This is a genomic window from Qipengyuania sp. CAU 1752, from assembly GCF_054482615.1.
Genome location: NZ_JBTLRE010000001.1, coordinates 1,099,241 through 1,125,008 on the forward strand (window position 1 = coordinate 1,099,241; position 25,768 = coordinate 1,125,008).

Here is a 25,768-nt window from a genome sequence, read left to right on the forward strand (position 1 = left end):
GGAAACTGCAAGATTTAGCTGGCAAAGCCGCAGCCATGAAAACCACACGCGAATTTGCCGCCGTTATCCTTGCCGCGGGCAAGGGCACCCGCATGAAAAGCGACCTGCACAAGGTCCTGCACCCGATCGCGGGTCGAGCGATGCTCGACCATTTGATGGCCTCGGTCGATGAGCTTTCACCGCGCGAGAAGGTCGTGGTGGTGGGGGCCGGGCGCGAGCAGCTCGAAGCGGCGGTCGATGGGCGTGCGAGAACCTGCCTTCAGGAACCGCAACACGGCACTGGCCACGCGGTGCAGCAGGCGCAAGCCGATCTCGACGGCTTCAATGGCGATGTCCTGATCCTCTATGGCGACGTGCCCTTCGTCCGCAGTTCGACGATGGAGATGATGCTCGACCGTCTGCATGGCGATGATGCGCCGGCGGTGGTCGTGCTCGGTTTCGAACCGGACGAGGCGCTGCAGTATGGCCGTGTCATCGCCGACGAGGACGGTCGGATCGAGAAAATGGTCGAGTTCAAGGACGCAAGCGAGGACGAGCGCGCCTGCACCTTGTGCAATTCCGGCCTCATGGCGGTGCGGGGCGCTGACCTGTTTGACCTGCTGGACCGCGTCGGCAACGATAATGCCCAGGGCGAGTATTACCTCGTCGATATCGTCAACGTCGCGCGCGCAGAGGGTCGCCACAGCGCAGTGGTGGTGACCGACGATCCGGGCGAAGTGGCGGGCATCAACAGTCGCGCCGAGCTTGCCGCAGCCGAGGCCCAGTGGCAGGAATTCAAGCGCGAGGAAGCGATGGCTGCAGGGGTGTCGCTGCGCGCCCCCGAAACAGTGTTCTTCAGCTGGGATACCGAGCTGGGGCGAGATGTGAGCGTCGAACCGAATGTCGTGTTCGGGCCCGGCGTGCGGGTGGCTAACGGTGCACGCATCCGCGCCTTCAGCCATCTCGAAGGGGCAGACGTCGGAGAAGGTTGCGAGGTCGGCCCCTATGCCCGCCTGCGCCCCGGCGCGGTGCTCAAGACAGGTGCCAAGGTCGGCAATTTCGTCGAGATGAAGAAGGCCACGCTGGGCGAAGGCGCCAAGGCCAGTCATCTGACCTATCTCGGTGACACTACCGTAGGCGCAGGTGCCAACATCGGCGCCGGCACCATCACCTGCAACTACGACGGATATTTCAAATACCAGACCGAGATTGGCGAGCGCGCCTTCATCGGTTCCAACAGCGCGCTGGTTGCGCCGGTCAGGATTGGCCGCGATGCCATCGTGGCCGCTGGAAGCACGGTCACCCGCGATGTGGCCGACGGCGAGCTCCGGATGGAGCGCGCCGAACAATCGATCAAGCCCGGCTGGGCCGACCGTTTTCACGACACGATGAAAAAGAAGAAGGCGGCCGAAAACAAGGGATGAGGATCGGCCTCGCCTGCCTGGCCCTGAGCCTCCTCGCGGCCTGCCAGCGCGATGCCGCTTCAGAGGATACCTCGGCCACGAAAACGTTGGCTGGCGCGGATGCGGAATCCCGCACTATCGCTGATCGCGGGGACGCAGCGCGAATGTCATGTTCCGCAGAAGAGCAGGCCATCTTTTCCTGCAAGGTCGACAGCGGGAAGCGGCTGGCGGTGTGCGCTACCGCCAATGGCAAAGCGCAATATCGCTACGGCGAAACCACTCCTGAACTGGTGCTCGACGGTGGCGAATGGGCCAGCGTTGGCTATTCGGGTGGAGGCGAAGCGCAGATCGCTTTTGCCAACGGAGCCGCGCGCTATGTCGTCTTCAGCCGCATGGTGAGGACCAATTTCGCCCCCGGCGAGCCCAATTACCCAAAGATCACGGACGGTGTAATGGTGATGGATGACGGCAAAGTGACCGCGATCCGTTTGTGCGACGACCCCGATGTGCTGCCAATCCAGTACGATGCCGCAGAAGCCACCATGCAGAAGCGCGATGAGCTATTCACCGACCAGATCATCCTTGCTGACGAGGCCGACTAGAGACAATTGGACGAACCTCTCTCTTGCTGGCTATGCGAACGCCCGATCGCGACGCGGCGGCAATGGCACCATCTCATACCCAAGGCGAAGAAGGGGCGCGCCACAGTCCCGGTGCATCCGATCTGCCACCGCGCCATCCACGCCAATTTCACCAATGCCGAGCTGAAGCGCTTCGGCGAGGGTCGCGCCAAATTGCTCGAAAATGCGCAGTTGGCCCGATTTGTTGCCTGGGTTGGAACAAAGCCGTCCGATTTCCATGCCCTCTACCGAAATTGAGCCGGGCTATCTCACTGAAAAACAGATCAGACTTAGGGTTAAGATCCGGCAGGAGTTTGTAAAGGATTTGACGGCATAAGTATTACCAGGTCGCGCCATTGTATTCTCTTGCCTGGAAAGTCCATGGACCGTCGTCGCCATCCCCGCATCACTATTTTTTCGACCGCTGGCTTACATTGCGGCGGGACGGTTGCCGATATCCTCTTGCTCGATCTTTCGCGGAGCGGGGCACGTATCCTGTTGCCGGACGATCGCTCGCTGGAAATGAATCAGGCACTTGCGATCAAGCTCGGCATCCTTCCCGCACTCGTGGGGTATGTCAGTCGGAGGGACGATCGCATTTACGGCATCTCGCTAGTCGACACCTTGCATCCATCGGTCGTGAAGGCCGCGCGCGAGTATTGCCGCGAAGGCGATCTGGACGAATTGATGCAACGCATCAGTTAATTGCGTCGCTGGTGCCAAACCAGCTTGCGGTCACCCGGGCTCGAATTGCCGGTCGCGGGCCTCGGCTTCCTGCTCGCGGATTTCAGATCGTCTGTTGCGGACCTCGCCTTGCCGTTCGCGCCGCTTGGCCGACTTGTCGGCTTCCTGTTCCCAGGTTTCGAACTCCTTGCGGCTGAGAAGGTAACGCCAGCGCGCTTCGTCAAAGGTGATCAGTTGTTCGCGCACTGCCTCCACAACTTCGCGTTTGCGGCTTGGTGACCAGTGAATGTCGTGGCTTTGCGGCAGTCCGGCGCGCTTGATACGTGATGCAATCGTCTCGTTCCGGGGATACGGCATATTCAAACTCCTGCGACTCTGTCCCCCTGTCCGAGAGCCACTCTTCACCTCAAGCCTTAAGGCGGACCTGCGAGCCACGGTTTGCGCCTTTTAACCATGCTGTCGATTGCCGGCAGGGGCAAGCCAAGAGGGCCCGTTCCCTGAAACTTCATGCGGAAAGGGCGGCCCACTCGGGCCGCCCTTTCTGTGTCATGGTGGGGACTATCTTCCGTGAGGCAGTTCCATCAATTGCTGCATCAGGTAGACCCATTGCATCGCCTGCAGCTTGGCGCGCTGTTCGTTGTCGACGCCACCCGAATGGCCGCCCTGCATGTCCTCGTAATAGAGATAGGGTTGCCCGTTGGCTGCCATCCGCGCCGCGGCCTTGCGGCCGTGGCTGGGGTGGGTTCGGTCGTCGGCTGTCGAAGTGACGTAATAGATGCGCGGGAAGTTCTTGTCCGCGGTCAGCTTCTGATAGGGCGAATAGCCTTCGATCCATTTGCGCTGTTCGGGAATGCGCGGATCGCCATATTCGCCGATCCACGAGGCGCCGCGGCCGATCAGGTGATAGCGCAGCATGTCGAACAGCGGGATCTGCACCACCGCGGCGTTGAACAGATCGGGCCGCTGCGTAAATGCGGTGCCGACCAACAGGCCACCCTGGCTGCCGCCCTGGATGCCAAGATGCGCTGGCGAGGTGAAGCCGCGCGCGACCAGGTCCTCCGCGATGGCGATGAAATCGTCCCACGTGCGCTGCTTGTTTTCGCGGATCGCGGTCTGGTGCCAGTCAGGTCCGAACTCGCCCCCGCCGCGCATATTGCCAAGGACATAAGCGCCGCCGCGTTCGAGCCAAAGTTTCCCGGTTGAACCAAGATAGCCGGGCAGTCGCGGGACCTGGAAGCCGCCATAGCCACTCAGAAGCGTCGGGGTGGAACCGTCCACTTCCATGCCCTCCGGCTTGACGATGAAATAGGGGATCTTGGTGCCGTCCTTGCTGGTGGCCTCGTATTGCTCGATTTCCATCCCGGCGGGGTCAAAGCGACCGGGGCTTTCCTTGACCTCCTCCAGTGTGACGCCGTCCTTGGCATAGTACCAGCGCGAAGGGGTCAGGAAGTCGGTCGACGTGAACATGATCTCGTCGGTCTCGTCGCTGGCCGTGGAGATGCCAAGGGTCGCATTCTCGGGCAGGGCGACTTCTTTGCTCACCCATTTGCCGTTTTCGAAATCGAACTTCAGGACCTTGCCGCGAACGTTATCGAGCAGGCTGACAAACATGCTGCTCTTGGTCGATGCAGCGCCGCGCTTGGTCTGGCGTTCTCCCGGCGCCCAGACCAACGTCAGTCCGGCACCGTTGGGATCGGCCTTCCACTCTTCGAGGTCGGCCGCGACGATGGCATCGGCAGGGAAGGTCTTTTCCCCTTTGGTCCATTCGACATCGGTGGAGAACAGGATATGTCCATCGATGATGCCGTAGGGGTTAGCCTTTAACGGAATGTCGAGCTGGAGCCATTCGCCGTTTTGCTCGAAATAATAGGCCCGTTCGTGGAAGGATAGGCCGCGATAGGCCATCCGCCCGTGGATCGTCCCTTCGCCATCGCGAAGCAGGTACGCGCCAGAGGAGACATCGCTCTTCTCGCCGCGGAAAATTTCAGGCGCATCGTCAAGCGATGTGCCGCGTTTCCACAGTCGGGTGGTGAAGGGGTAAAAGCTCTCGGTCGTCGTGCTGGCATCAAAATTCCGGCTGACCAGCAGCGTATCCTCGTCCAGCCAACTGGCGCTGCCCTGGCTTTCAGGAAGTTCGAAGCCGCCTTCGACGAAGCTGAGCGTTTCGATATCGAATTCGCGGGCGACACGTGCGTCCTTGCCGCCGTCGGAGAGGTAGACCATGCAGTGGGTGCCTTCGGGAGGCAGACAGCTCATGCCGCCATAGACCCATTCCTTGCCTTCGGCCTCGGCCAGCGCGTCAATATCGAGGATGGTTTGCCATTCCGGCGCGTCGCTGCGCCAGCTTTCCAGCGTAGTGCGGCGCAAGATCCCCTTGGGGTTTTGGGCATCCTGCCAGAAGTTGACGAGCCCATAAGGCATGATGTTGACGTCGGGCACGCGGTCGTCGGCGTTATAGATTGCCAGAGCTTCTGCCTTCAGCTGCTCGAATCGAGGGTCGGACTGCAAAGCGCTTTCGCTCTTGGCATTCTCGGCGCGAACCCAGTCGAGCGCCCGGTCGCTGCGGGTTTCCTCGAGCCAGATGAACGGATCGTTCTCGGCTTCGAACTCGGTGTTGGTCACGGTGTTGGAATCCTGTGCAGCAAGCGGCGTGGCGATCGTCGCAAGCGCGAGGCTCGCGGCCAGCGCGCGGATGGAGGTGAGTGACATGAGGTGCGTCCCTTAAATTTAGGATCAGGGGAGTATGGAGCAAATTGCGGGCAGACAAGGGTCTGTGTGAGGCTATAGACGTTTTGGCGGCTCTTCGAGGCTGGTCCGGGCCTGTCTATGCCACTTCGCTTGGTGGCGTCTCAGCAAACAGCCCCGCCAGCAACACGATATAGATCGCCGTCGGCAGGACATAGAATAGCGGCCCGTCGATAGCAGCCATCACTCCGAGGCCGACCAGCCCGCCGAGTGCCGGCAGAGCTGTATGCGGGCGCTGTTGCAAACCGCGCAAGGCTTTGGGGAGGCCGATGAAGTGGAGTACGGCCAAGGCCAGAGTTCCGAGCAGGCCCCATTGGAACAACAGCTGGAAGACCACGCTGTGCGGGTGATTTGCCCGGCCGTTCGAATATTCGGAAATCCAGCGAAACTGTCCTTCCCCGTGTCCAACCAGTGGACGTTCAAGAAATCCCTGCCAGGCATCGGCCCACAAAAAAGTCCGATTGCTGGTGAACTGTGTGACACTGCCCGAATTATCGACGATCCTTTCGGTGAGCCCGAATATGCCCCATGTCGGATCGGGCGGTATCCAGACGATGGAGAGCGGGATGGCCACAGCAAAGGAAAGCACGAACGCCAACGCGATCCGCAAGCGATTACCGGCAGGGACGAGCGCAAGGATGCTGACCATGGCAAGCAAGCTGGCGATCAGGCCGCCGCGAGTTCCCGTCCACATCAGCAGTGCCAGGCTGATGGTGCAGCAGGCCCAGCCCAACCACCGCAGGTCGCGCCGGCTGCTCGCCGCCAGCAGTCCTGCGCCCAGTCCACAGCCGGGTGCACCGACGTAGCCATAATGCCTGACATTGCTCGCCACCGGGCCAACGTTCTTCCATGCGAAATCGAGATCGCCCTGGTGACGCAGCAGCAGAAGGTAGACGACTACCGTCAGCACCGCGATCCCGACGGCTGTTGCCGCCAAAATAGCTTCCACATGACCTTTCCAGTCGCCGGAGAACATGTGCCAAAGAGCCAGGAAAAAGAGGCAGTGCAGCAGCGTCACCATCGCGTGAAATTTCGCCATGAAGGGGATGACCGTCGCAAAAATAGCCGACAGGCTAACCCCGATGACGAACAGCAATGCCGTCGCACGCGCAGTCGGTGACAGCGAGGAGAATGTTCGCATGGGGCGAAACCCGGCGAACCCGGCGCAGACGATAATGGCAATCTCTGCCAGCAGGACCGGCGGCGCCCAGTAACGGGTCCAGAGGAAGGAGAATTCGGCCTGGTAGGTAAGGATCGCGAGGATCGACGGCGTCACCAGCAAGATCAGCAGGACGCAGCGCAGGCTCCTCGGCAAACCCGCCAGACGAGTGCCGAGCGCCGCAGCCGCTGCTATTCTCTCTTGCCTGACATCCCTTGTCTTGCGAACTTCCTCCATGCCCCCCCAGGTCAGCGGAATGCGCGGGTCAGGTCTTAACGTGTTCCGCCAATACTGTCAGGCCCTTGTCGCCGACTTCGGCAAAGCCGCCTTCGACAAGGATTTCCTCGGGGGCGGCGCCTTCGGTCTTGTAGACCTGTACGGCGCCGTCGCGGATGGTGGACATGAAGGGTGCGTGGCCTTCAAGCACGCCGAACTCACCTTCGCTACCGGGGACGACCACCATGTGGACATCCTCGGAGCGAACCTGGCGCTCGGGCGTGACGAGTTCGAAGTGCAAAGCCATGACGATCAGGCGTCCTCGGCCATCTGCTTGGCCTTGGCGACCGCGTCTTCGATGCCGCCAACCATGTAGAAGGCCTGCTCGGGAAGGTGATCATATTCACCTTCGACGACTGCCTTGAACGAGGCAACCGTGTCTTCGAGCTGGACGAACTTGCCCGAGATGCCGGTGAACACTTCTGCCACGTGGAACGGCTGGCTAAGGAACTTCTGGATCTTGCGCGCACGGGCAACGGTGAGCTTATCTTCTTCCGAAAGCTCGTCCATGCCGAGAATGGCGATGATGTCCTGCAGCGACTTGTACTTCTGCAGCGTTTCCTGGACCTTACGAGCGGTCTCGTAATGCTCCTGGCCAACGACGCGCGGTTCGAGCACGCGGCTAGTGGAGTCGAGCGGATCGACTGCCGGGTAGATGCCCAGCTCCGAAATTGCGCGGTTCAGCGTGGTCGTTGCGTCCAAGTGTGCGAACGAGGTGGCCGGGGCCGGGTCGGTAAGGTCATCCGCGGGAACGTAGATGGCCTGGACCGAGGTGATCGAACCCTTGGTGGTCGAGGTAATGCGTTCCTGCAGATTACCCATGTCGGTCGACAGGGTCGGCTGGTAGCCCACGGCCGAAGGAATACGGCCGAGCAGGGCTGACACTTCGGACCCTGCCTGCGTGAAGCGGAAGATATTGTCGACGAAGAACAGGACGTCCTGGCCTTCTTCGTCACGGAAATATTCCGCCATGGTCAGGCCGGAAAGAGCAACGCGGGCACGTGCGCCGGGAGGCTCGTTCATCTGGCCGAAGACCAGCGCAACCTTGGAACCTTCCGAGATCGCTTCGCCGGCTTCGTTTTTGGCGATGACGCCTGCGTCGAGGAATTCGTGATAAAGGTCGTTACCTTCGCGGGTACGCTCACCCACGCCGGCGAAGACGGACACGCCGCCATGGCCCTTGGCGATGTTGTTGATCAGTTCCTGGATCAACACGGTCTTGCCAACGCCAGCGCCGCCGAACAGGCCGATCTTGCCGCCCTTTGCGTAAGGGGCGAGAAGGTCAATTACCTTGATGCCGGTGACGAGGATGGCAGCATCGGTGGACTGGTCCACGAACGCAGGGGCCTCGGCGTGGATCGGGTTGGACTTTTCAGCACCTACGGGTCCGCGCATGTCGATCGGCTCGCCGACGACATTCATGATGCGGCCGAGCGTCTTGGGACCCACGGGCACGGAGATTTGCTTGCCGGTGTTGACCACTTCCTGGCCGCGGACGAGACCTTCGGTCGCGTCCATGGCGATGGTGCGGACGGTGCTTTCACCCAGGTGCTGGGCGACTTCGAGGACCAGCGTGTTGTCGCCGTTCTTGGTTTCCAGCGCGGTCAGGATCGCGGGCAGTTCGCCCGGAAACTGCACGTCGACGACAGCGCCGATGACCTGGCTGATAGTGCCGTTCGTGGTCGTGTTGAGAGCAGGTGCGGTGGCCATGGTGTGTTCCTTGCCTTCGATTCCTAGAGCGCTTCCGCGCCCGCGATAATTTCAATGAGTTCGGTGGTGATCGCGGCCTGGCGGCTGCGATTGTACTGGATGGTCAGCTTGTTGATCAGGTCGCCGGCGTTGCGCGTGGCGTTGTCCATCGCGGTCATCGATGCACCCTGTTCGGAAGCTTCACGTTCGAGCAGAGCGCCGAATAGCTGCGTCTTGACGTAGCGCGGCAGCAGTTCCTCGAGGATTTCCTCTTCGCCCGGTTCGTATTCGACCACGGCATCTCCGCCAGTGCCTTCGCCTTCGGGCGAGGGGACGGGGATCAGTTGGTTGGTGGTCGGATCCTGCACCAGCGCGCTCTTGAACGTCGGATAGATTAGATGCGCGACGTCGAACGCGCCGGCCTCGAACATTTCGATCAGCTCGTCGGCAATCGCACCGGCTTCTTCAAAGCCGGGCTGCTTCACCGTACTGGTGTCGAACAGCTTGCTGATCTGCTTTTCGTATTCGCGCTTGATCGGCGCGCGGCCCTTCTTGCCGATGAGGTAGAACTCGACGTCCTTGCCCTCCGCCATCAGCTTACGAGCCTGGATCTTGGCTTCCTTGACGACGTTCGAATTGAGGCCGCCGCACAGGCCCTTGTCGGTGTTGACCACCACCAGAAGGTGCTTCTGGTTGGCACCGGTGCCTGCCAGCAGCTTGGGCGCGCTGTCGCCGCTGACCTTGCCCGCGAGCGAGGCCATGACTTCGCCCAGCCGCTCGGCATAGGGCCGGGCAGCTTCGGCATTGGCCTGCGCACGGCGCAACTTTGCCGCTGCGACCATCTGCTTGGCCTTGGTGATCTTCTGGGTCGATTTAACCGACCCGATCCGATCCTTGAGTTCTTTGAGGCTAGCCATTTCGGCTCCCTATCTGTCTCTTGAGGCTCAGGCGAACTGCTTGGCGAAGGCTTCGAGCGCGGCAATTGTCGCCGCCTTGGTGTCGTCTTCGAACTTGCCGGTTTCGCGAATGGTCTTGAGCACGTCGGAGTGTTCGGACCGCATGAAGCTCAGCATCTGGGCTTCGTATTCGGTGACCCGGTCAACTGGAACCGGATCGATGAAGCCATTGGTACCGGCGAAGATCGACACGGTTTGCTCTTCGAAGGGCATGGGGCTGAACTGCGGCTGCTTGAGCAGTTCGGTCAGGCGTGCACCGCGGTTGAGCAATTTCTGTGTCGAGGCATCGAGGTCCGAACCGAATTGGGCGAAGGCCGCCATTTCGCGGTACTGCGCCAGCTCCAGCTTGATCGAGCCCGAGACCTTCTTCATCGCCTTGGTCTGGGCGGCGCCGCCCACGCGGCTGACCGACAGGCCGACGTTGATGGCCGGACGGATGCCCTGGTAGAACAGGTCGGTTTCGAGAAAGATCTGGCCGTCAGTGATCGAGATCACGTTGGTCGGGATATAGGCCGACACGTCGCCAGCCTGGGTCTCGATGATCGGCAATGCGGTCAGCGAACCGCCGCCATTGTCGTCGTTCATCTTGGCCGCACGCTCGAGCAGGCGGCTGTGGAGATAGAACACGTCGCCCGGATAGGCTTCGCGGCCTGGAGGACGACGGAGAAGCAACGACATCTGGCGATAGGCGACTGCCTGCTTGGAAAGATCGTCGTACACGATGACGGCGTGCATGCCGTTATCACGGAAGAACTCACCCATGGCGCAGCCGGTATAAGGAGCCAGGTACTGCAGCGGAGCAGGCTCCGAAGCGGTCGCGGCCACGACGATGGAATATTCCATCGCGCCGTTCTCTTCCAGCTGCTTGACGATCTGGGCAACCGTCGAACGCTTCTGGCCGATCGCGACATAGACGCAGTAGAGCTTCTTGCTCTCGTCGTCGCTTTCGTTGATCGTCTTCTGGTTGATGAACGTATCGATGGCGACGGCGGTCTTGCCGGTCTGGCGGTCACCGATGATCAGTTCGCGCTGGCCACGACCGACAGGCACCAGGGCGTCGATGGCCTTGAGGCCCGACTGCACCGGCTCATCGACCGACTTGCGTGGGATGATGCCCGGCGCCTTCAGCTCGACGCGGCTGCGCTGCGTGGTCTCGATCGGACCCTTGCCGTCGATCGGGTTGCCAAGTGCGTCGACCACGCGGCCAAGCAGGGCCTTGCCAACAGGAACGTCGACGATGGTCTCGGTCCGCTTAACGCTGTCGCCTTCCTTGATCTCGGCGTCCGAGCCGAAAATCACGACGCCGACATTGTCGGCTTCGAGGTTGAGGGCCATGCCCTGCACGCCATTGGCGAACTCGACCATCTCGCCGGCCTGGACATTGTCGAGGCCGTGGATGCGGGCGATGCCGTCACCCACCGAAAGAACGGAACCGACTTCGCTTACCTGAGCTTCGGTGCCGAAATTGGCGATCTGGTCCTTGATGACCTTGGAGATTTCTGCGGCGCGGATATCCATGGCGATTAGCCCTTCATGGCTTGTGCAAGAGTGTTGAGACGGGTGCGGATTGAACCGTCGATACGCTTCGACCCGATGGTGACGACGAGGCCGCCCAAAAGGTCGGGATCGACGGTTGAGGAAATCTTTACGGTGCGGCCTTCGCGGGCCGCCAGTTTCTGGCGCAGCGTTTCTAGCTGCGCGTCGGTCAGCACGTGGGCGCTGGCAACTTCCGCAGTCACTTCGCCACGCTGGGCTGCGGCAATGGTGCGAAAGGCGCGAATCATGTCGCCCAGACGTGTCAGCCGTCGATTGGCAGCCAGCACGCCCAGGAACCGGGCGGTCAGCGGCGTCAGGCCGAGTACCTCGGCAACGCCGGTAATGGCGGCCGACTGGTCCTTGCGGCTTATTTCGGGATTGGTGGTGACTGCCTTGAGGTCGTCCGATTCGGCAAGCGCGGCATCGAGCTTGTCGAGATCGCTCTCGACGCTCGACACGACACCTTCTTCGGCGGCGAGTTCGAACAGTGCCGAGGCATAACGGCCTGCCAGGCTAGCCTGAATACCGGCGGAAATATCCACGCGCTTGAGGTCCTCTTCGGGTCCGGAGATAACGATGCATCGCTTTTGGCCGTGGCGGGCACTGGAAAGCACCCCGGCAAAGCTGGCGCGCGCCTAGCATCGGGCCTTGCCAGTTGCAACCCGACTCGCTTGCGGATTTTGCAGCCGATGTTTCATTCTTTCGCCTTTGCGGCAAAAAAGGTATGCTGTCTGCAACCGATGGAGAGGGCGATGAAACTGACCAAGATGGCGCCGCGCTGCGGCGTGGAAGTTGCCGGCCTGCAACTGGCGACATGCAGCGATACCGAGCTCGAAAGCATAAAGCAGGCAATCTACGAACACGGCGTTGCGGTTTTTCGCGAGCAGGATTTTTCGCCCGACGACCACATCGCTTTTGCCCGCCGCTGGGGCGGGATCGACATCAACCACTATTTTCCGCTGCAGGACGAGCACCAGGAAATCGCCGTGGTCCGAAAGAAGGCCGACCAGGAAACGAATATCGGCGGCGCATGGCATACCGACCATTCCTACGACCAGATCCCGGCCATGGGCTCCATCCTCGTCGCGCGGGAACTGCCGCCGCACGGGGGCGACACGCTGTTCGCTCACATGGGCGCCGCGTATGATTCGCTGTCTGACGAACTCAAGGCCGAGATCGAGGACCTGGAGGCATTCCATACTGCCGACCATGTCTACAAGGCCGACGGGCTTTATGCCCAGACCGACATGGGCAAGGAGTTACGCGGGCAGGACATGAAGACGGGTGCCGTGCATCCGGTCGTCATCCGCCACCCCCAGACCGGTCGCAAGCTGCTCTATGTCAACGGCGGCTTCACGATCCACTTCGTGGGCAAGACCCGTGAAGAAAGCCTGCCATTGCTGCAGAAGCTGCTCGGCGCCGCGCTGCTGGATGACAATCAGGCGCGGGTGCAATGGCAGCCGGGCACTGTGGCAATCTGGGATAATCGCACGAGCTGGCACAACGCGCTCAATGATTACCAGGGCCACTATCGCGAAATGCACCGCATCACGTTGAGCGGCGAAGCCTTGGCGGCCTAGACAGCTATTCCTTCGGCCGACAATTGTAGACCAGTCGTTCGTTAGGCCGGTCGGGCAGGGCGCTGGTCACCGCGCCCTGCAACTCGCCCAGCCGGCTGGCGGCATTTTCCGATCCGCACTTGGGTGCCGAATAGGCACTGCGGGCCTTGCGCGCTTCGCCCATGACGCTGGCGGTTAGAAGATAGCGATCGGTGCGGAACGTATTGCTGGCCGGGTCGAAACGGTTGAGCGAAACCGCCTGATCGCTATTGGGCACGAACACCCGGCTCCATTCGCCGGCATTATATCCATATTGAGTTCGACCATTGACGCAGCCGGTCTCGGCCCAGCCGAACTCGACCGTTTCTGCTGGCGTGCCGGTATAGCGGCTGCGCTCCGGTTCCAGCGTGCAGACCATCGTCCCGCCATTTGCAACCAGGTCGGATGAACCAGGTGAGCCAGAGCCTTGCTCCTCCGCTAGAGCTTCCGCCACCTTGCGATCGATTGCGTCCAGGCCAGGGCGGGTAAACCACAGCGCCAGCGCGGCGATCATTGCGCTGCCCATAATGGTGCCCGCGATCATCCGCTGCTTCTCGCCGTCTTCGCGGCCCCAGGCTTGCCAAAAGGCAAGTGCGGCGCCTGCACCGATCAGCAAGGCAATCATTGCCAGTGCCATCTGGTTCTCGCGAGTTTCGCGCACTTCCATCTCGGCCAGGCGGCGCACACGGTCTCGCTGTTCTCGTGTTGCCACGCTGCGGGCGGCTAGCTGTGCTTGCGACTGGGCCTGTTCGGCATCGAGCCGGGCCCGCTCGGCCGCGTCGAGGTCGGCGATCGAGCGGCACGGCTGGCTATTGACGCGCGGGGTCACTCCGTTGTCGCGCAGGAATGGCAGGAGTTCGCGATTGGATACGGCAAAGAAGAATTCGGCATCCGAACCACCTGATTCGGCCCCGAAGCTGTTGACTCCCAGCACCCGGCCACACTGGTCGAGCAGCGGGCCACCCGAATTGCCGCGCGCGATCGGAGCGGTGTGCAAGATGCTGTCGAATTGGCGGCTGGGCCGCTGGCCGGAGATGTAGCCGCGGGAATTGACCGTCGGCTGCGGCTGGAAGATGTCTCCGATTTCCAGACCCTGCGCCCGGTCGACATTCATAGGATAGCCGACCGAGACCACCTCGGCCCCGTCGCGCTCGCGCACGCCGGCAATGCTGAGCGCGGGCAGCCGCAGATCGCCGGTTATTTCAAGTAGAGCCAGATCCTTGCCGGGCATGGTGCGGATGATGCGGGCATAGCTGGCATCGTCGCCATCGCTGGGCACGATTCCGATGCGCAATTCGTCGTCCATCGCCGCTTCGCGCACGACATGGGCATTGGTCACGATCCGGGTCGGGCTGACGGCAAAACCGGTGCCGTGGCTGAGGGGAAAAACCTCTGTCCCGTCACTGTCGATGATGACCACACGCACCACGCCGCGCGCTGCGGCCTGGATGTCCTCCGGCTCGGCCCGGGCAACCGAAGTTGCGAGCACGAGCACAAGGGACACGAGGGCAAACAGTATGTGCAATGATCTCGACAGCATGGAATACGCATAGGATAGAGTGCGGCGAGAGCAACACCGGATTTCGCCAGGACAAAGGAAAGCAGCTATGCAATCGAGCATCAACGCGGCCCTGGGGGTTGGTCTCGTTTTTGCCATCACGGGACCTGCCTATGCGTTATCAGCAGAAGCGACACCTGCCGGGCCTTTCGTCTGTACAGTTGGCGATAGTGACGGTGTCCTTACGGCTAGTGCCGATGGTTCGTATTACATGGGCACGCTTGCGCTGGCGGGGGATCATGCCGGAATGGACGATTCGTCACCTGCACCAACCGTGCTGGCGCAGAAATATTTCGGCTGGAACACGGTCTATCACAATGACGAGATCACGATGGTGATCGATGGCGGCACTGCGACCTTGTACGGAGCGTTCGGCACCGGCGAATGCGCTACGAGCTTGGGTATGCCGGTCAGCATGTCGGGCAATGGGCAGGATTGGACCGAAACCCCCAGCGTCGGCGCCGCAATGGCCTGGGGCGGCAATGTCCGCAGTGGCCCGGGCGAGGGATTCGCGCGGATCGCGAGTGTGAGGATGGGGGCCGAGATCACCACACTCGCGGTCACCGACAAGCTCTGGCTCAGTGAATATCCGTGGTTCCGGGTCCGCCTGCCCGACGGGCGCGAGGGCTATATCGCCGGCGGTCTGCTGTGCTCGCGCGATGGGCGCGACGGCATGTTCAACGCCCGCAATTGCGGCCCCTGACAAAAAATATTCCACCAAGCGGTTTGATCGCAAGATACGGGACGCGCGGCGGCTAGGTTGCTATTAGACAACCGTCATGACCGACGCAGCAATCCCGCCCGACACCGCCTGGGCCGCCGTCCAGCGCCGCGACCGCAGCTATGACGGGCGCTTCGTTACTGGCGTCTTGAGCACCGGTATCTATTGCCGTCCGAGTTGTGCGGCTCGCCACCCCATTCGTCGTAACGTGCGCTTCTTCGCCAACGGCCATGCCGCCCGCGCGGCCGGATTGCGCGCCTGCAAACGCTGCCTGCCCGACGATGTGGCGCGTGACGAGGCGGCGGTTCTGGCAGCCATAGACGAGATCAAGGCCAGCGAGGGAAGGCCGACGCTGGAGGAACTCGCTGCGCTGACTGGGTATTCGTCCGGCCACTTCCAGCGGGTGTTCAAGCGCGCCACAGGCCTTTCGCCGGCAGCCTATGCGCGGGCCCTGCGCGAACAGCGGGCGCGCGATGCGCTGTCAGGCTCTGCGCGCGTGACCGACGCGATCTACGATGCCGGCTATGAAGCGCCGAGCCGGTTTTACGAAGCGATGGAAGGGCGGATGGGCATGAGTGCGAGCGACTGGAAAAATGGCGGGGAAGGACGGGTGATCCACTATGCGATCGTCGGAACCTCACTCGCGCCGATGCTGGTCGCTGCGACCGAGAAGGGCGTGTGCTGCCTCAGCTTCAACGAGGGGGAGGAAGAACTGCGCGCCCGCTTTCCCCGCGCTGAACTGGTCGAGGGCGGCAAGGAATTCCAGGGATTGCTGGAACGTGTCACCCAGGCAGTGGAACAGCCCGCCAGCGCAGATATCGCCGACATTCCGCTCGACGTGAAAGGCACTGCCTTTCAGCAGCGCTGCTGGCAGGCCCTGCGCGAGATACCGCCCGGCGAAACCCGCAGCTATGGCGAGCAGGCCGCAATGCTCGGGAATCCCAAGGCCAGCCGCGCGGTCGGCGGTGCGAACGGAGCCAACAATATCGCCGTGCTGATCCCCTGCCACCGCGTCATTGCATCCGATGGCGGGCTGGGCGGCTATGCCTACGGAACCGACATCAAGGCTGAATTGCTCCGGCGGGAGTCGACTTCAAGCCGAAGGTGATGCAGCATCGAGTCATCACTTCTTGGAAGGACTCACATGGACCGGAAAACGCATAACCCGACGCCGTGGCTGCAGCATTACGGCCTGAACCACGCGGTCGAGGTTTCGGGCGCCAGCCGGACGCTTTTCCTGTCGGGCCAGACAGCCTCGGATGCCGACGGCGCGCCGATGCACCCCGGCGATATGGTCGCGCAGTACAAGTCGGCGTGGAGCTGCCTGACCGATGCGCTGGGGGCGGCGGGGATGGATGCGAGCAACCTCGTGCGGCTCAATTTCTATGTCACCGATGTGCCAGCTTTCATGGAAATAGCCGATCAAGTCATGCCGATCCACGGCGCGGCCGGGGCGCAGATTGCCAGCACGCTGCTGGGGGTGCAGGCCCTGTACCATCCCGACATCATGATCGAGATCGAGGCCACGGCCGTCGCATGAGCAATCATGTCGCCCTAGCCGCCAAATTGTTCGCTGCCTTCGAACGCGGCGATCTCGACGCGGCTCGCGATCTATGCGCGCCCGGGTTTCGCGGCACCCAGAATGGCGGGCCGGCGATGGACCTTGAAACCCTGCTGAAATTTTCAGCTGCCGTCAGCGCGGTTGTGCAAGATTTCCGTTATGAAGCGCCGGTGCGGGAGGCGACCGCGACCGGCTTCGTCGAGGAACACGCGGTGCGCGGGACGCTGCCCGATGGTGCGCAGCTGGATCTGGCGGTGTGCGTCGTCGGCGATGTCAGGAACGGCAAGATCACGGCCTTGCGCGAATACCTCGACAGCGCGCGCGCGGCCGGATTGCTCGAGGCCCTCTCCCCTCCGACCTGATCGTTATCAGTCGAGCTTGGGCGGGAACACTGGTTCGGCCTTGGCCATGGCGCGCTGGTAGGCGTCGCGTGCGCCGATGCGTTGCAGATAGGCCTTGAGGTTAGGCAGGTGGTCGATGCTCATATTGTTGAAGGCGCGGCTGGTGGTGAGTTGGAAACCCATCATAATGTCAGCCGTGGTCAATTGCGCGCCGCCAAAATAATCGGTTTCGCCTAGCCGCTGCTCTATCTGCGCCCAGGCATTGCTGACCCGCTTACCCAGCGACGGTGGCATTTCGGCCTGCACCGCGTTGATGGCGATCTGCATCATGCCGTTGGTCATGAAGGTCGCGTTGGCGAAGTGGAACCAATAAAGGTGGTCGGCGAAATCCGGGTGGTCGGGGCCGGGCACGAGATCGGTATCGGGCGCATATTTGCCGACGATGTACTCGACGATGGCACCGCTTTCGCCCAGCATCGTATCGCCGTCCTCGATCAGCGGGGCCACCTCCATCGGGTGCAGCGCCTTCAACTCGGGCGGGGCCAACCGCGTTTCGGGATCGCGATTATAAAGCTTCAGATCGTAATCGAGGCCCAGTTCCTCGCACAGCCAGACAATGCGTTCCGATTGTGAAATGCGCAGGTGATGAATGGTGAGCATGGGGGCAGTCCTCTCAAACGAAACTATAGGGATCGATGTCGATCGATACCCGCACGCCGCGCGGGAAGTCCAGCGGTGCGAGCCAATCGCGGATCGCATCCTGCACCCGCGCCGAGCGGCGAGCATTGATAAGAAGGCGATAGCGATAGCGGCCACGCAGAAGAGCCATCGGCGCGGGCGCGGGGCCGAGGATGGCGATATCGGCAATGCGCGGCTGGGTCTGTCCGATGCGCTGCGCCGCTGCGCGCGCCTCGGCCTCGTCTTCGGAAGAGACGATAATCGCGGCCCAGCGGCCGAAGGGCGGAGCACCGGCATGACGACGGGCCTCGGTTTCGGCTTCGTAGAACGCGTCGCGGTCGCCGGCGGCAAGTGCCTCGATGACAGGCGATTCGGGATGACGGGTCTGGATCAGGACTTCCCCCGGCTTGGAGCCGCGTCCGGCGCGGCCTGCTACCTGCGCGACCTGCTGGTAAGTGCGCTCGGCCGCACGCAGATCGCCGCCCTCCAGCCCGAGATCGGCATCGACCACGCCGACCAGGGTCAGTTCGGGGAAGTGGAAACCCTTGGTCACCAACTGGGTGCCGACGATGACATCGATTTCCCGCGCCTCGGCCTGCGCCACGAACTCCGCCGCCTTTTCGGGCGTGTTGAGCGTGTCTGAAGTGACCACGGCGACGCGCGCCTCAGGCATGAGCTCAGCCACTTCGTCGGCGATCCGTTCTACCCCGGGACCGCAGGCGACGAGGCAATCGGGCTCGCTGCATTCGGGGCAGGTGTCGGGTGGCTGCTCTTCGTGTCCGCAATGGTGACAGGCGAGGCGCTTGCTGAAGCGATGCTCGACCAGCCAGGCACTGCAGTTGGCGCATTGAAAGCGGAAGCCACAATTGCGGCACAGCGTCAGAGGCGCATAACCGCGCCGATTGAGGAACAGCAGCGACTGCTCGCCGCGTTCGAGCCGAACAAACAGCTCACGCGCTAGTGACGGTGCCAGCCAGCGGCCGCGTTCTGGTTTTTCCTCGGTCAGGTTGACCAGCCGGATCGCGGGCATTTCGGCGCCACCATAGCGGCTCGGCAAATCGAGCTTCCGATACACACCGCTCTCGGCCATCTGCAGGCTTTCGAGCGCCGGGGTGGCGCTGGCGAGGATCACCGGGTGCTGCTCGAAAGACCCACGCATTACCGCCACGTCGCGGGCGTTGTAGCGCACGCCCTCATCCTGCTTGAAACTGACCTCGTGCGCCTCGTCGACAACGATCAGGCCGAGATTGGCATAGGGCAGGAACAAGGCCGAGCGTGCGCCGACGACAACCTGTGCCTCGCCGGTGGAAATCGCCCGCCATGCGCGCCGCCGTTCGGTCGACTTGAGGCTCGAGTGCCAGACGATCGGAACGGCACCGAAGCGGTCTTCGAACCGGCGCAGAAAAGCCTCTGTCAGCGCGATTTCGGGCAGCAGGACCAGCACCTGCCGATCCATCCGCAATGCCGCCGCGACGGGTTCGAAATAGGTTTCGGTCTTGCCCGATCCCGTCACTCCGTCGAGCAGGATCGGGGCGAATTGCCTGGCCTCCACAGCCGCAACCAGCTCGTCAGCCACTTCCTGCTGGCCAGGCGACAGGATCGGTTCGGCATGATCGGGATGGGCGCGCGGGTAGGGGCGATCGATGTCGACAACGACCGGTTCCAGCGCACCCTGGTTGACCAAGCCGCGCAGCACCCCGTCGGATACCCCTGCCATCTCGGCCAGTTCGCGGATCGTCGCCTGTTCGCCCTCCAGCCGCTCCATTGCGCGCTCGCGCTGCGGCGTCATCCGCTCGGGAGCCCCGCCAGATAGGCGATATTCGGTCGTGGTCGAAGGACCGCGCAGCGCGCCGCCGCTGGCCAGCACCATCCGTGCAACGCTACTCATCGGGGCGCAGTAATAGTCCGCCGTCCACTCGATCAGCCGCCGCAATTCTGGCCGCAGCGGCGGGACAGGCACGATGTCGCGCAAGGGCCGCAACTTTGCGTCGGGCACCGATTGGCCCGGCAGGCGTTCTTCTTCCCAGGCAATGCCGAGGATCTCGCGCGGGCCAAGCGGGGCTACCACCACGCTTCCGGGTCGCACGCTCATGCCTTCGGGCACGCGGTAGTCGAGCACTGGCAGGGCAGCGTTGAAAGTAAGGATGCGCGTGCGGTTCATGCCAGCGCCATATGGGCAGTTGCACAGCGTGCGCACAAGGTTTGGAGACGATCAAATGACCGGGATTATTTCGCGCCGTTCGATGCTGGCGGGTACTGCGGCCAGCGGAATGCTGCTTGCCCTGCCCGCCTGTACAACGCTGGGCGGCGGGTTCAGTTTTACCGAGGCCATTCGCCGGATGCTGATGCTTTCGAGCGAGCGCGCCTTTTCGCGGCTGACCGCTCCCGGCGGCTACTGGGACGAGCAGGTCGCCCAGATCGGGCTCGGTGCAGTGCTGGGTACGCGCGGCGATGTGCTCTCGCGCATTCTCACCTCGCAATTGTTCAAGAATCGGCTGGAAGATGCCTTTGCCGATTTCGCTATCGATGCCAGTTATCGCGCCGCTCCTATCGTCAGCGATGCCGTGCGCACGATTGGCATCGCCAACGCGATCGACCTGGTGCGCGGCGGGCCCCGCGCTGCAACGACGTTCCTGCGCGGTGAACTGGGGTATTCCTTGCTCGATGCGATGGTGCCCGAACTGACAAGTGCCATCCGCGTGGCGGAGGACCCGCTGGTCGGGCAGGCCGTCAGCGCCTTGACCGGCGTTGATGTGGCCGGTGTCGCGAACCGGTTTGGCCGCACGATCGACGATGCGATCTGGCGTGAAATGGGCCGTGAGGAAGCCCTGATCCGCGAAGATCCGCGCAGCACCAAGGACCCGCTGCTGATTGGAGTGTTTGGCGCAGGCGCGCGGCTGTAGGCCTGCCGGCGAGCACGGGGCTAGCAGTGCCTGCTCCGCTTCGGTAGGGAGGCTGGGAATCACCGATCAGGAGCCTTCCCAGCCATGCAATTCTTCGCCGACACCGCAGAGATCGACGACATCAAGGAACTGGCCGCCACCGGCCTGCTCGATGGCGTCACGACCAATCCCTCGTTGATCGCCAAATCGGGCCGCGATTTCATGGAAGTAACGCGCGAGATCGCCGGACTGGTCGATGGACCGGTCAGCGCTGAAGTCGTCGCGCTCGATCACGAAACCATGATGAAGGAAGCCGACAAGCTGCGCGCCATCGCCGACAATGTCTGTATCAAGGTGCCTCTGACGATCGACGGTCTCAAGACCTGCAAGGCGCTGACCGACGATGGCACCATGGTCAACGTCACCTTGTGCTTCAGCGCCAACCAGGCGCTGCTGGCGGCCAAGGCGGGCGCGACCTTTGTGTCGCCTTTCGTCGGCCGGCATGACGACAATGGCGTCAACGGCATGGATCTGATCCGCGATATCCGTCAGATCTACGATAATTACGATTACCAGACCGAAATCCTGGTCGCCAGCGTGCGCCATGTCACCCACGTCCTGGAGGCCGCGCTGATCGGTGCCGACGTGATGACTGCGCCGCCCAAGGTCATCAAGTCGCTGTTCAATCACGTGCTGACCGACAAGGGCATCGAAGGCTTTCTCAAGGACTGGAAGGCCACCGGCCAGAGCATCCTGTAACCGCCTCGGAAAACGAACACTCCCTTGTCCGACGAAACACCTCTCGATTCTTTCAAACGCGTGCTGACCGGCACCGCGCGGGCGCTTGCGCACGAGCCGGAGATCGAGGTCGCGTGGAGCGCCGACAGCCCTTCGGCGCAGGGGCGCAATTTTCGCGTGCCCTTGCCGGGCCGCAATTTGCCGCCCGAACAGGCGGCGGAGGCGCGCGGGTTTGCCGACAGTTTCGCGCTCAAGCTGCGCCATCACAACCAGAAGCTGCACGACACCAATGCGCCCAGCGATCCGGTGGCGCGAGCCGTCTACGACGCGGTTGAACAGGCCCGCTACGAGGCGATCGGCACCAATCGGTTCGACGGCATTGCTGAAAATCTCGACGCTGCGATCGAGCTGCGCACCGCGACCGACCCCATCGCCCGCGCCAAGTCCGAAAGCGAGGTACCGTTGCAGACCGCGCTCGGCCTGATGCTGCGCGAGCAGTTGACCGGCAAGCCGGTGCCCAAGCGCGCGCAGGCCGGGGTCGAAATGGTGCGCGAATTTATCGAAAGCCGGACTGGCAGCGATTTCGAGGACCTTGCCAGCTCGCTTGACGACCAGAAGGCGTTCCAGTCGCTCGCGCTCGACATGTTGCGCCACCTCGAACTGACCGATCCGTCCGATGCTCCCGATGCCAACGATGACGATGGCGAGGATGACGAGGGCGGCGAGGACGAACAGGACCAGGACGACAGCGAGGACGAGGCCAGCGGCGACCAGCAGCCCAACCCGGCCGAAATGGCCGGCGAGGATGCCGACGGCGAGGCCGACGGCGATGCCGAGAGCGAAGCCAGCGACGAGATGAGCGACGGCGAGCTGGGCGATGAGGGCGAGGAAGGCATGATGCCCGTTCGCCCCAACCGTCCGTGGACAGACCTGCCCGAAAGCTTCGACTACAACGCCTATACCGACAATTTCGACGAGGAGATCGCCGCCTCCGAACTGTGCGACAGCGAGGAACTGGATCGGCTGCGGGCCTACCTCGACAGCCAGCTGACCGGCCTTCAAGGCGTCGTTACCCGGCTCGCCAACCGGTTGCAGCGGCGGCTGATGGCGCAGCAGAACCGCAGCTGGGATTTTGACCAGGAAGAAGGGATGCTCGATGCCGCCCGTCTCGCACGCGTCGTCATCAGCCCCGGCCATTCGCTGAGCTACAAGATCGAGCGCGATACCGAGTTCAAAGACACGGTCGTCACCCTGTTGATCGACAATTCCGGCTCGATGCGCGGGCGACCCATTTCCATTGCCGCTATAAGCGCCGACATCATGGCGCGCACGTTGGAGCGGTGCGGGGTCAAGACCGAGATCCTCGGCTTCACCACCCGTGCATGGAAGGGTGGGCAATCACGCGAAAAATGGCTCGCCGAAGGCAAGCCTGCGCAACCCGGTCGCCTCAATGATCTGCGCCACATTCTCTACAAGCAGGCCGACGAGCCGTGGCGCCGCGCGCGCCGCAACCTCGGCCTGATGATGCGCGAGGGCCTGCTCAAGGAAAACATCGACGGCGAGGCTCTGCTCTGGGCGCATAATCGCCTCATTGCCCGGCCTGAGGATCGCCGCATCCTGATGGTCATTTCCGATGGCGCGCCGGTCGACGACAGCACGCTGAGCGTCAACAGCGCTGGCTATCTCGAAACCCATCTGCGCAAGGTCATCGACTGGATCGAGAACCAGTCCCCGGTCCAGCTCGTCGCCGTCGGCATCGGCCACGATGTCACCCGCTACTACAAGCGCGCGGTGACGATCATGGATGTCGAGCAACTGGGCGGCACGATCATCGAGCAACTCGCCGATCTGTTCGAGGTGGAGTGAGTCGATGAATGTTACCGAAGCCGTCCAGTCGCGCCGCTCGGTTCGCGCCTTCCTCGACAAGCCGGTCGAGCGCGAAACCCTCACCCGCATTCTTGAGACAGCGCAGCGCTCGCCCTCCGGCGGGAACACCCAGCCGTGGCATGGAATCCTGCTGACCGGAGCGCCTATGCAGCGGCTGTTTGATCGCATCGCTGAGGAATTTCCTAAGGGCCGCGCCGCTCATGCGCCGGAATATCACGTCTATCCGCCTGAACTCGACGGTGCCTACGAACAGCGCCGCCGCGGGGTCGGCGAGGACATGTATGGCGCGCTGGAAATCTCTCGCGAGGAGAAGGGCAAGCGGCTGATGTGGTTCGCCCGCAATTTCCAGGCCTTCGGCGCGCCGGTGCTGATGCTGGTCCACACGCCCAAATATATGGGCCCGCCGCAATGGTCCGATATCGGGATGTGGTTGCAGACCATCGGCCTGCTGGCGCGCGAGGAAGGGCTCGACACCTGTTTTCAGGAGGCGTGGGCGGTCTATTCGCCGCAGATCCGCGAAGTGGTCGATATTCCCGAGGATCACACATTCTTCTGCGGCGTTGCCATCGGCTACCGCGACCCCGACGCCCCGGTGAACCAATTCGACGTCGCCCGCGCTTCGCTGGAAGAGAGCATCCGCTGGGACGGGTGGGATTGACCTTGCCCGCGCTGCCAAGCAAAGCGCCGCCACCATGACCGACACCGTGCCTCTCAAGCTGTTCAATTCGCTCACCCGCCAGGTCGAGCGGTTCGAACCCGTCCATCCGGGCGAGGCGCGCGTCTATACCTGCGGGCCAACGGTCTACAATTACCCTCACATCGGTAATATGCGCGCTTATGTCTTTGCCGATGTGCTGGGGCGGACGCTGAGCTGGAAGGGCTACGACCTCACTCACATCATCAACATCACCGATGTCGGCCACCTGACCGACGACGGCGATGCGGGCGAGGACAAGCTGGAGAAGATGGCGGCCGAGAAGGCGCAGGATATCTGGCAGATTGCCAAACATTACACCGAGGCGTTCTGGGGCGATGTTAAGGCGCTAAATATCCGCCAGCCGGCCAAGTGGTCGGTCGCGACCGATTACATTGATGAAATGCTGGAGTTCGCCAAGAGTATTGCGGACCAGCATTGCTACGAGCTGGAAAGCGGCCTTTATTTCGATGTCTCGACGGTCGAGGATTATGGCCGGCTTGCGCGTGCGGTGACCGAAAACGGCGAGGGGCGCATCGACACGGTCGAGGGCAAGCGCAACGCCGCCGACTTCGCCATCTGGCGCAAGACCCCGGCGGGCGAGACTCGCCAGATGGAATGGGACAGCCCGTGGGGGCGCGGCGCGCCGGGCTGGCACCTCGAATGCTCGGTCATGGGCGAGAAGTTGCTCGGCTTCCCCTTCGACATCCATACCGGCGGGATCGACCACCGCGAGATCCACCACCCCAACGAGATCGCGCAGAACCAGGCCTTCTGCGGCTGCGGCGGGCTTTCGGATGCGACGAATTCCGGCGCAAGGATCTGGATGCACAACAATTTCCTCGTCGAACGGTCGGGCAAGATGAGCAAGTCGTCCGGCGAGTTCCTGCGGCTGCAATTGCTAGTCGACAAGGGCTACCACCCGCTCGCCTACCGGATGATGTGCCTGCAGGCGCATTACCGCAGCGAACTGGAGTTTTCGTGGGATGGACTGGCGGCAGCGCTGACGCGGCTAAAGAGAATCGTAATCGCGGTCGAAAGGCTTGGCGGCGAACCTGCCGGCGATCCTGCACACCCCAAGTTTGCCCCCATGCGCGATAGTTTCGCCGCCGCCATCGCTGACGATCTCAACACGCCGGTCGCACTTGTAGCACTGGAAGACGCCCTGGCGGTCAAGAAGGTCGATCCAGGTATAAAACGCGCAGTGATCGAGGAAATGGACCGGGTTCTCGGGCTTGGCCTTTTCGATCTCACCCGCGAGGAATTGAGGCTCCGACCAATGTCGGCCGTAATCACCGGGATCGAAATCGAAGAAGCGCTCGAACGCCGCAAGGCCGCGCGTGCCAACAAGGACTTCGAGCGCTCCGACGCCATCCGCGACGAACTCGCCGCAAAGGGTGTCGAGGTGATGGACGGCGATCCGCTCGGCTGGGAATGGAAGCTGGGTTAGTTGCGGCCGCGCAGCAACCAGCAATTTATCGAAAAACGCGCGTCTTCCCAGGCATCGCCGGGAACGCTGATCCTCTCGACTTCATGGCGGGCAAAGCTTGGGAAGGCGACCAGCCGGTTATGGCGCGGCGCGACACGTCTCGGCTCGGCATCGCCCACGAACGGCAACAGGCTCAGGTGCCCCCCGCTGAAGCGCGCTCCCGGCAAGTGCATGTAATAGACCAGGCTGATCAGCCGGTCGCCCTCCATGATCCCCCGGTCGGCCGCCGTCATGGTGTCGATATGCGGCAGAAAGAAGCCGCCATCGCGGTGCACCGCCAGTTCGATGTCCATCCCCGCCAGGGCGAAGGGTTCCATGCCGATGGCTTGGCACAAATTATCAAATCGTTCTTCGACTGCGGTGCTGAATTCTTTGCTCGCCGGACCCAGGTCAGCGAAGCTGGCGGCCCTCCGATCCTCGCGGGCTTGACTGGTCTCGCCATCCTTGGTCGTCGTGGCGGGCTGGAACAGGTTCCTGTTCTTCAGCGCATGTTCGAGCAGGCGAGAGGCTGTGTCCTGGTCCAGGAAGTCATCGATAATGGCATGCGGCGGCACCGAAGTTGCGCTCACCGGGT

26 protein-coding genes are annotated in these 25,768 nt (G+C 62.5%); 13 read left to right on the top strand and 13 right to left on the bottom strand.

Features of this window, described 5'->3' with window-relative positions; all coding sequences use genetic code 11:
- Positions 1-35: 35 nt before the first annotated feature.
- Positions 36-1,403, top strand: a complete 1,368-nt coding sequence (glmU, locus tag ACXYL9_RS05345; RefSeq protein WP_459038549.1) for a bifunctional UDP-N-acetylglucosamine diphosphorylase/glucosamine-1-phosphate N-acetyltransferase GlmU — start codon at positions 36-38, stop codon at positions 1,401-1,403.
- Between the two features lie 143 nt (positions 1,404-1,546).
- A complete protein-coding gene (locus ACXYL9_RS05350) occupies positions 1,547-1,984 on the top strand; it encodes a hypothetical protein (RefSeq protein WP_459038550.1) in 438 nt (145 codons plus the stop codon).
- 30 nt (positions 1,985-2,014) lie between these two features.
- Here the strand turns inward: ACXYL9_RS05350 and ACXYL9_RS05355 are convergent, their stop codons facing one another.
- Positions 2,015-2,242: a hypothetical protein gene (locus ACXYL9_RS05355; protein WP_459038551.1), complete on the bottom strand. Its 228-nt coding sequence runs from the start codon at positions 2,240-2,242 to the stop codon at positions 2,015-2,017.
- A gap of 141 nt (positions 2,243-2,383) precedes the next feature.
- On the opposite strand from ACXYL9_RS05355, the gene ACXYL9_RS05360 reads away from it, so the two are divergent.
- Positions 2,384-2,707 carry a PilZ domain-containing protein gene (locus ACXYL9_RS05360; RefSeq protein ID WP_459038552.1) on the top strand — a complete coding sequence of 108 codons (324 nt, stop codon included), beginning with the start codon at positions 2,384-2,386 and terminating at the stop codon, positions 2,705-2,707.
- Positions 2,708-2,737: 30 nt separating this feature from the next.
- On the opposite strand, the gene ACXYL9_RS05365 is transcribed toward ACXYL9_RS05360, so the two are convergent.
- From ACXYL9_RS05365 to ACXYL9_RS05400, 8 genes are all read right to left on the bottom strand, one after another.
- The gene (locus tag ACXYL9_RS05365) at positions 2,738-3,043 is read right to left on the bottom strand and encodes a DUF1153 domain-containing protein (RefSeq protein WP_459038553.1); all 306 of its coding nucleotides are present in this window, start codon (positions 3,041-3,043) and stop codon (positions 2,738-2,740) included.
- 201 nt (positions 3,044-3,244) lie between these two features.
- The gene (locus ACXYL9_RS05370; protein WP_459038554.1) at positions 3,245-5,395 is read right to left on the bottom strand and encodes a prolyl oligopeptidase family serine peptidase; all 2,151 of its coding nucleotides are present in this window, start codon (positions 5,393-5,395) and stop codon (positions 3,245-3,247) included.
- 115 nt (positions 5,396-5,510) lie between these two features.
- Positions 5,511-6,827, bottom strand: coding sequence for an O-antigen ligase family protein (locus tag ACXYL9_RS05375; protein ID WP_459038555.1), 1,317 nt, complete (start codon positions 6,825-6,827; stop codon positions 5,511-5,513).
- Between the two features lie 28 nt (positions 6,828-6,855).
- Positions 6,856-7,113 carry an ATP synthase F1 subunit epsilon gene (locus ACXYL9_RS05380; RefSeq protein WP_459038556.1) on the bottom strand — a complete coding sequence of 86 codons (258 nt, stop codon included), beginning with the start codon at positions 7,111-7,113 and terminating at the stop codon, positions 6,856-6,858.
- A gap of 5 nt (positions 7,114-7,118) precedes the next feature.
- Positions 7,119-8,576, bottom strand: a complete 1,458-nt coding sequence (gene atpD / locus ACXYL9_RS05385; RefSeq protein ID WP_459038557.1) for a F0F1 ATP synthase subunit beta — start codon at positions 8,574-8,576, stop codon at positions 7,119-7,121.
- Positions 8,577-8,599: 23 nt separating this feature from the next.
- Complete coding sequence (locus ACXYL9_RS05390) at positions 8,600-9,472, bottom strand: F0F1 ATP synthase subunit gamma (RefSeq protein WP_459038558.1); 873 nt, start codon at positions 9,470-9,472, stop codon at positions 8,600-8,602.
- A gap of 27 nt (positions 9,473-9,499) precedes the next feature.
- A complete protein-coding gene (atpA, locus tag ACXYL9_RS05395) occupies positions 9,500-11,029 on the bottom strand; it encodes a F0F1 ATP synthase subunit alpha (RefSeq protein WP_459038559.1) in 1,530 nt (509 codons plus the stop codon).
- A gap of 5 nt (positions 11,030-11,034) precedes the next feature.
- Positions 11,035-11,589 (bottom strand): F0F1 ATP synthase subunit delta, encoded by a 555-nt coding sequence (locus tag ACXYL9_RS05400; RefSeq protein ID WP_459038560.1) that lies wholly within the window; start codon positions 11,587-11,589, stop codon positions 11,035-11,037.
- A gap of 210 nt (positions 11,590-11,799) precedes the next feature.
- Between ACXYL9_RS05400 and ACXYL9_RS05405 the strand changes: the two genes are divergently transcribed.
- Positions 11,800-12,627 carry a TauD/TfdA dioxygenase family protein gene (locus ACXYL9_RS05405; protein ID WP_459038561.1) on the top strand — a complete coding sequence of 276 codons (828 nt, stop codon included), beginning with the start codon at positions 11,800-11,802 and terminating at the stop codon, positions 12,625-12,627.
- Between the two features lie 4 nt (positions 12,628-12,631).
- Here the strand turns inward: ACXYL9_RS05405 and ACXYL9_RS05410 are convergent, their stop codons facing one another.
- Positions 12,632-14,134 carry a S1 family peptidase gene (locus ACXYL9_RS05410; RefSeq protein WP_459038562.1) on the bottom strand — a complete coding sequence of 501 codons (1,503 nt, stop codon included), beginning with the start codon at positions 14,132-14,134 and terminating at the stop codon, positions 12,632-12,634.
- Positions 14,135-14,252: 118 nt separating this feature from the next.
- Here ACXYL9_RS05410 and ACXYL9_RS05415 point away from each other — a divergent pair, with 118 nt between their 5' ends.
- The 4 genes from ACXYL9_RS05415 (at position 14,253) to ACXYL9_RS05430 (ending at position 16,847) form a co-directional block, all read left to right on the top strand.
- A complete protein-coding gene (locus ACXYL9_RS05415) occupies positions 14,253-14,906 on the top strand; it encodes an SH3 domain-containing protein (protein ID WP_459038563.1) in 654 nt (217 codons plus the stop codon).
- A gap of 76 nt (positions 14,907-14,982) precedes the next feature.
- Positions 14,983-16,032 carry a bifunctional transcriptional activator/DNA repair enzyme AdaA gene (locus ACXYL9_RS05420; RefSeq protein WP_459038564.1) on the top strand — a complete coding sequence of 350 codons (1,050 nt, stop codon included), beginning with the start codon at positions 14,983-14,985 and terminating at the stop codon, positions 16,030-16,032.
- A gap of 36 nt (positions 16,033-16,068) precedes the next feature.
- On the top strand, positions 16,069-16,464 hold the full coding sequence (locus tag ACXYL9_RS05425) for a RidA family protein (protein ID WP_459038565.1): 396 nt from the start codon (positions 16,069-16,071) through the stop codon (positions 16,462-16,464).
- On the top strand, positions 16,461-16,847 hold the full coding sequence (locus tag ACXYL9_RS05430) for a nuclear transport factor 2 family protein (protein WP_459038566.1): 387 nt from the start codon (positions 16,461-16,463) through the stop codon (positions 16,845-16,847). Before ACXYL9_RS05425 ends, ACXYL9_RS05430 begins: the two co-directional genes overlap by 4 nt.
- Positions 16,848-16,853: 6 nt before the next feature.
- On the opposite strand, the gene ACXYL9_RS05435 is transcribed toward ACXYL9_RS05430, so the two are convergent.
- Positions 16,854-17,486, bottom strand: coding sequence for a glutathione S-transferase family protein (locus ACXYL9_RS05435; RefSeq protein WP_459038567.1), 633 nt, complete (start codon positions 17,484-17,486; stop codon positions 16,854-16,856).
- A gap of 13 nt (positions 17,487-17,499) precedes the next feature.
- Entirely contained in the window at positions 17,500-19,665 is a 2,166-nt protein-coding gene (locus tag ACXYL9_RS05440; protein WP_459038568.1) for a primosomal protein N', read from the bottom strand.
- A gap of 55 nt (positions 19,666-19,720) precedes the next feature.
- On the opposite strand from ACXYL9_RS05440, the gene ACXYL9_RS05445 reads away from it, so the two are divergent.
- From ACXYL9_RS05445 to cysS, 5 genes are all read left to right on the top strand, one after another.
- Entirely contained in the window at positions 19,721-20,407 is a 687-nt protein-coding gene (locus tag ACXYL9_RS05445; RefSeq protein WP_459038569.1) for a DUF4197 domain-containing protein, read from the top strand.
- A gap of 84 nt (positions 20,408-20,491) precedes the next feature.
- Positions 20,492-21,145 carry a fructose-6-phosphate aldolase gene (gene fsa / locus ACXYL9_RS05450; protein WP_459038570.1) on the top strand — a complete coding sequence of 218 codons (654 nt, stop codon included), beginning with the start codon at positions 20,492-20,494 and terminating at the stop codon, positions 21,143-21,145.
- A 24-nt stretch (positions 21,146-21,169) separates the two neighbouring features.
- Entirely contained in the window at positions 21,170-22,990 is a 1,821-nt protein-coding gene (cobT, locus tag ACXYL9_RS05455) for a cobaltochelatase subunit CobT (protein ID WP_459038571.1), read from the top strand.
- A 4-nt stretch (positions 22,991-22,994) separates the two neighbouring features.
- Positions 22,995-23,669, top strand: coding sequence for a nitroreductase (locus ACXYL9_RS05460; RefSeq protein WP_459038572.1), 675 nt, complete (start codon positions 22,995-22,997; stop codon positions 23,667-23,669).
- Positions 23,670-23,703: 34 nt separating this feature from the next.
- The gene (cysS, locus tag ACXYL9_RS05465; RefSeq protein ID WP_459038573.1) at positions 23,704-25,155 is read left to right on the top strand and encodes a cysteine--tRNA ligase; all 1,452 of its coding nucleotides are present in this window, start codon (positions 23,704-23,706) and stop codon (positions 25,153-25,155) included.
- On the opposite strand, the gene ACXYL9_RS05470 is transcribed toward cysS, so the two are convergent.
- The gene (locus ACXYL9_RS05470; protein ID WP_459038574.1) at positions 25,152-25,763 is read right to left on the bottom strand and encodes a 2OG-Fe(II) oxygenase; all 612 of its coding nucleotides are present in this window, start codon (positions 25,761-25,763) and stop codon (positions 25,152-25,154) included. The two genes, cysS and ACXYL9_RS05470, sit on opposite strands and share 4 nt — an antisense overlap.
- Positions 25,764-25,768: the final 5 nt, after the last annotated feature.

Coding starts and splice junctions, on each gene's coding strand:
- glmU (WP_459038549.1), top strand. CDS start 36: ATGAAAACCACACGCGAATTTGCCGCCGTTATCCTTGCCGCGGGCAAG.
- ACXYL9_RS05350 (WP_459038550.1), top strand. CDS start 1,547: ATGTCATGTTCCGCAGAAGAGCAGGCCATCTTTTCCTGCAAGGTCGAC.
- ACXYL9_RS05355 (WP_459038551.1), bottom strand. CDS start 2,242: ATGGAAATCGGACGGCTTTGTTCCAACCCAGGCAACAAATCGGGCCAA.
- ACXYL9_RS05360 (WP_459038552.1), top strand. CDS start 2,384: ATGGACCGTCGTCGCCATCCCCGCATCACTATTTTTTCGACCGCTGGC.
- ACXYL9_RS05365 (WP_459038553.1), bottom strand. CDS start 3,043: ATGCCGTATCCCCGGAACGAGACGATTGCATCACGTATCAAGCGCGCC.
- ACXYL9_RS05370 (WP_459038554.1), bottom strand. CDS start 5,395: ATGTCACTCACCTCCATCCGCGCGCTGGCCGCGAGCCTCGCGCTTGCG.
- ACXYL9_RS05375 (WP_459038555.1), bottom strand. CDS start 6,827: ATGGAGGAAGTTCGCAAGACAAGGGATGTCAGGCAAGAGAGAATAGCA.
- ACXYL9_RS05380 (WP_459038556.1), bottom strand. CDS start 7,113: ATGGCTTTGCACTTCGAACTCGTCACGCCCGAGCGCCAGGTTCGCTCC.
- atpD (WP_459038557.1), bottom strand. CDS start 8,576: ATGGCCACCGCACCTGCTCTCAACACGACCACGAACGGCACTATCAGC.
- ACXYL9_RS05390 (WP_459038558.1), bottom strand. CDS start 9,472: ATGGCTAGCCTCAAAGAACTCAAGGATCGGATCGGGTCGGTTAAATCG.
- atpA (WP_459038559.1), bottom strand. CDS start 11,029: ATGGATATCCGCGCCGCAGAAATCTCCAAGGTCATCAAGGACCAGATC.
- ACXYL9_RS05405 (WP_459038561.1), top strand. CDS start 11,800: ATGAAACTGACCAAGATGGCGCCGCGCTGCGGCGTGGAAGTTGCCGGC.
- ACXYL9_RS05415 (WP_459038563.1), top strand. CDS start 14,253: ATGCAATCGAGCATCAACGCGGCCCTGGGGGTTGGTCTCGTTTTTGCC.
- ACXYL9_RS05420 (WP_459038564.1), top strand. CDS start 14,983: ATGACCGACGCAGCAATCCCGCCCGACACCGCCTGGGCCGCCGTCCAG.
- ACXYL9_RS05425 (WP_459038565.1), top strand. CDS start 16,069: ATGGACCGGAAAACGCATAACCCGACGCCGTGGCTGCAGCATTACGGC.
- ACXYL9_RS05430 (WP_459038566.1), top strand. CDS start 16,461: ATGAGCAATCATGTCGCCCTAGCCGCCAAATTGTTCGCTGCCTTCGAA.
- ACXYL9_RS05435 (WP_459038567.1), bottom strand. CDS start 17,486: ATGCTCACCATTCATCACCTGCGCATTTCACAATCGGAACGCATTGTC.
- ACXYL9_RS05440 (WP_459038568.1), bottom strand. CDS start 19,665: ATGAACCGCACGCGCATCCTTACTTTCAACGCTGCCCTGCCAGTGCTC.
- ACXYL9_RS05445 (WP_459038569.1), top strand. CDS start 19,721: ATGACCGGGATTATTTCGCGCCGTTCGATGCTGGCGGGTACTGCGGCC.
- fsa (WP_459038570.1), top strand. CDS start 20,492: ATGCAATTCTTCGCCGACACCGCAGAGATCGACGACATCAAGGAACTG.
- ACXYL9_RS05460 (WP_459038572.1), top strand. CDS start 22,995: ATGAATGTTACCGAAGCCGTCCAGTCGCGCCGCTCGGTTCGCGCCTTC.
- cysS (WP_459038573.1), top strand. CDS start 23,704: ATGACCGACACCGTGCCTCTCAAGCTGTTCAATTCGCTCACCCGCCAG.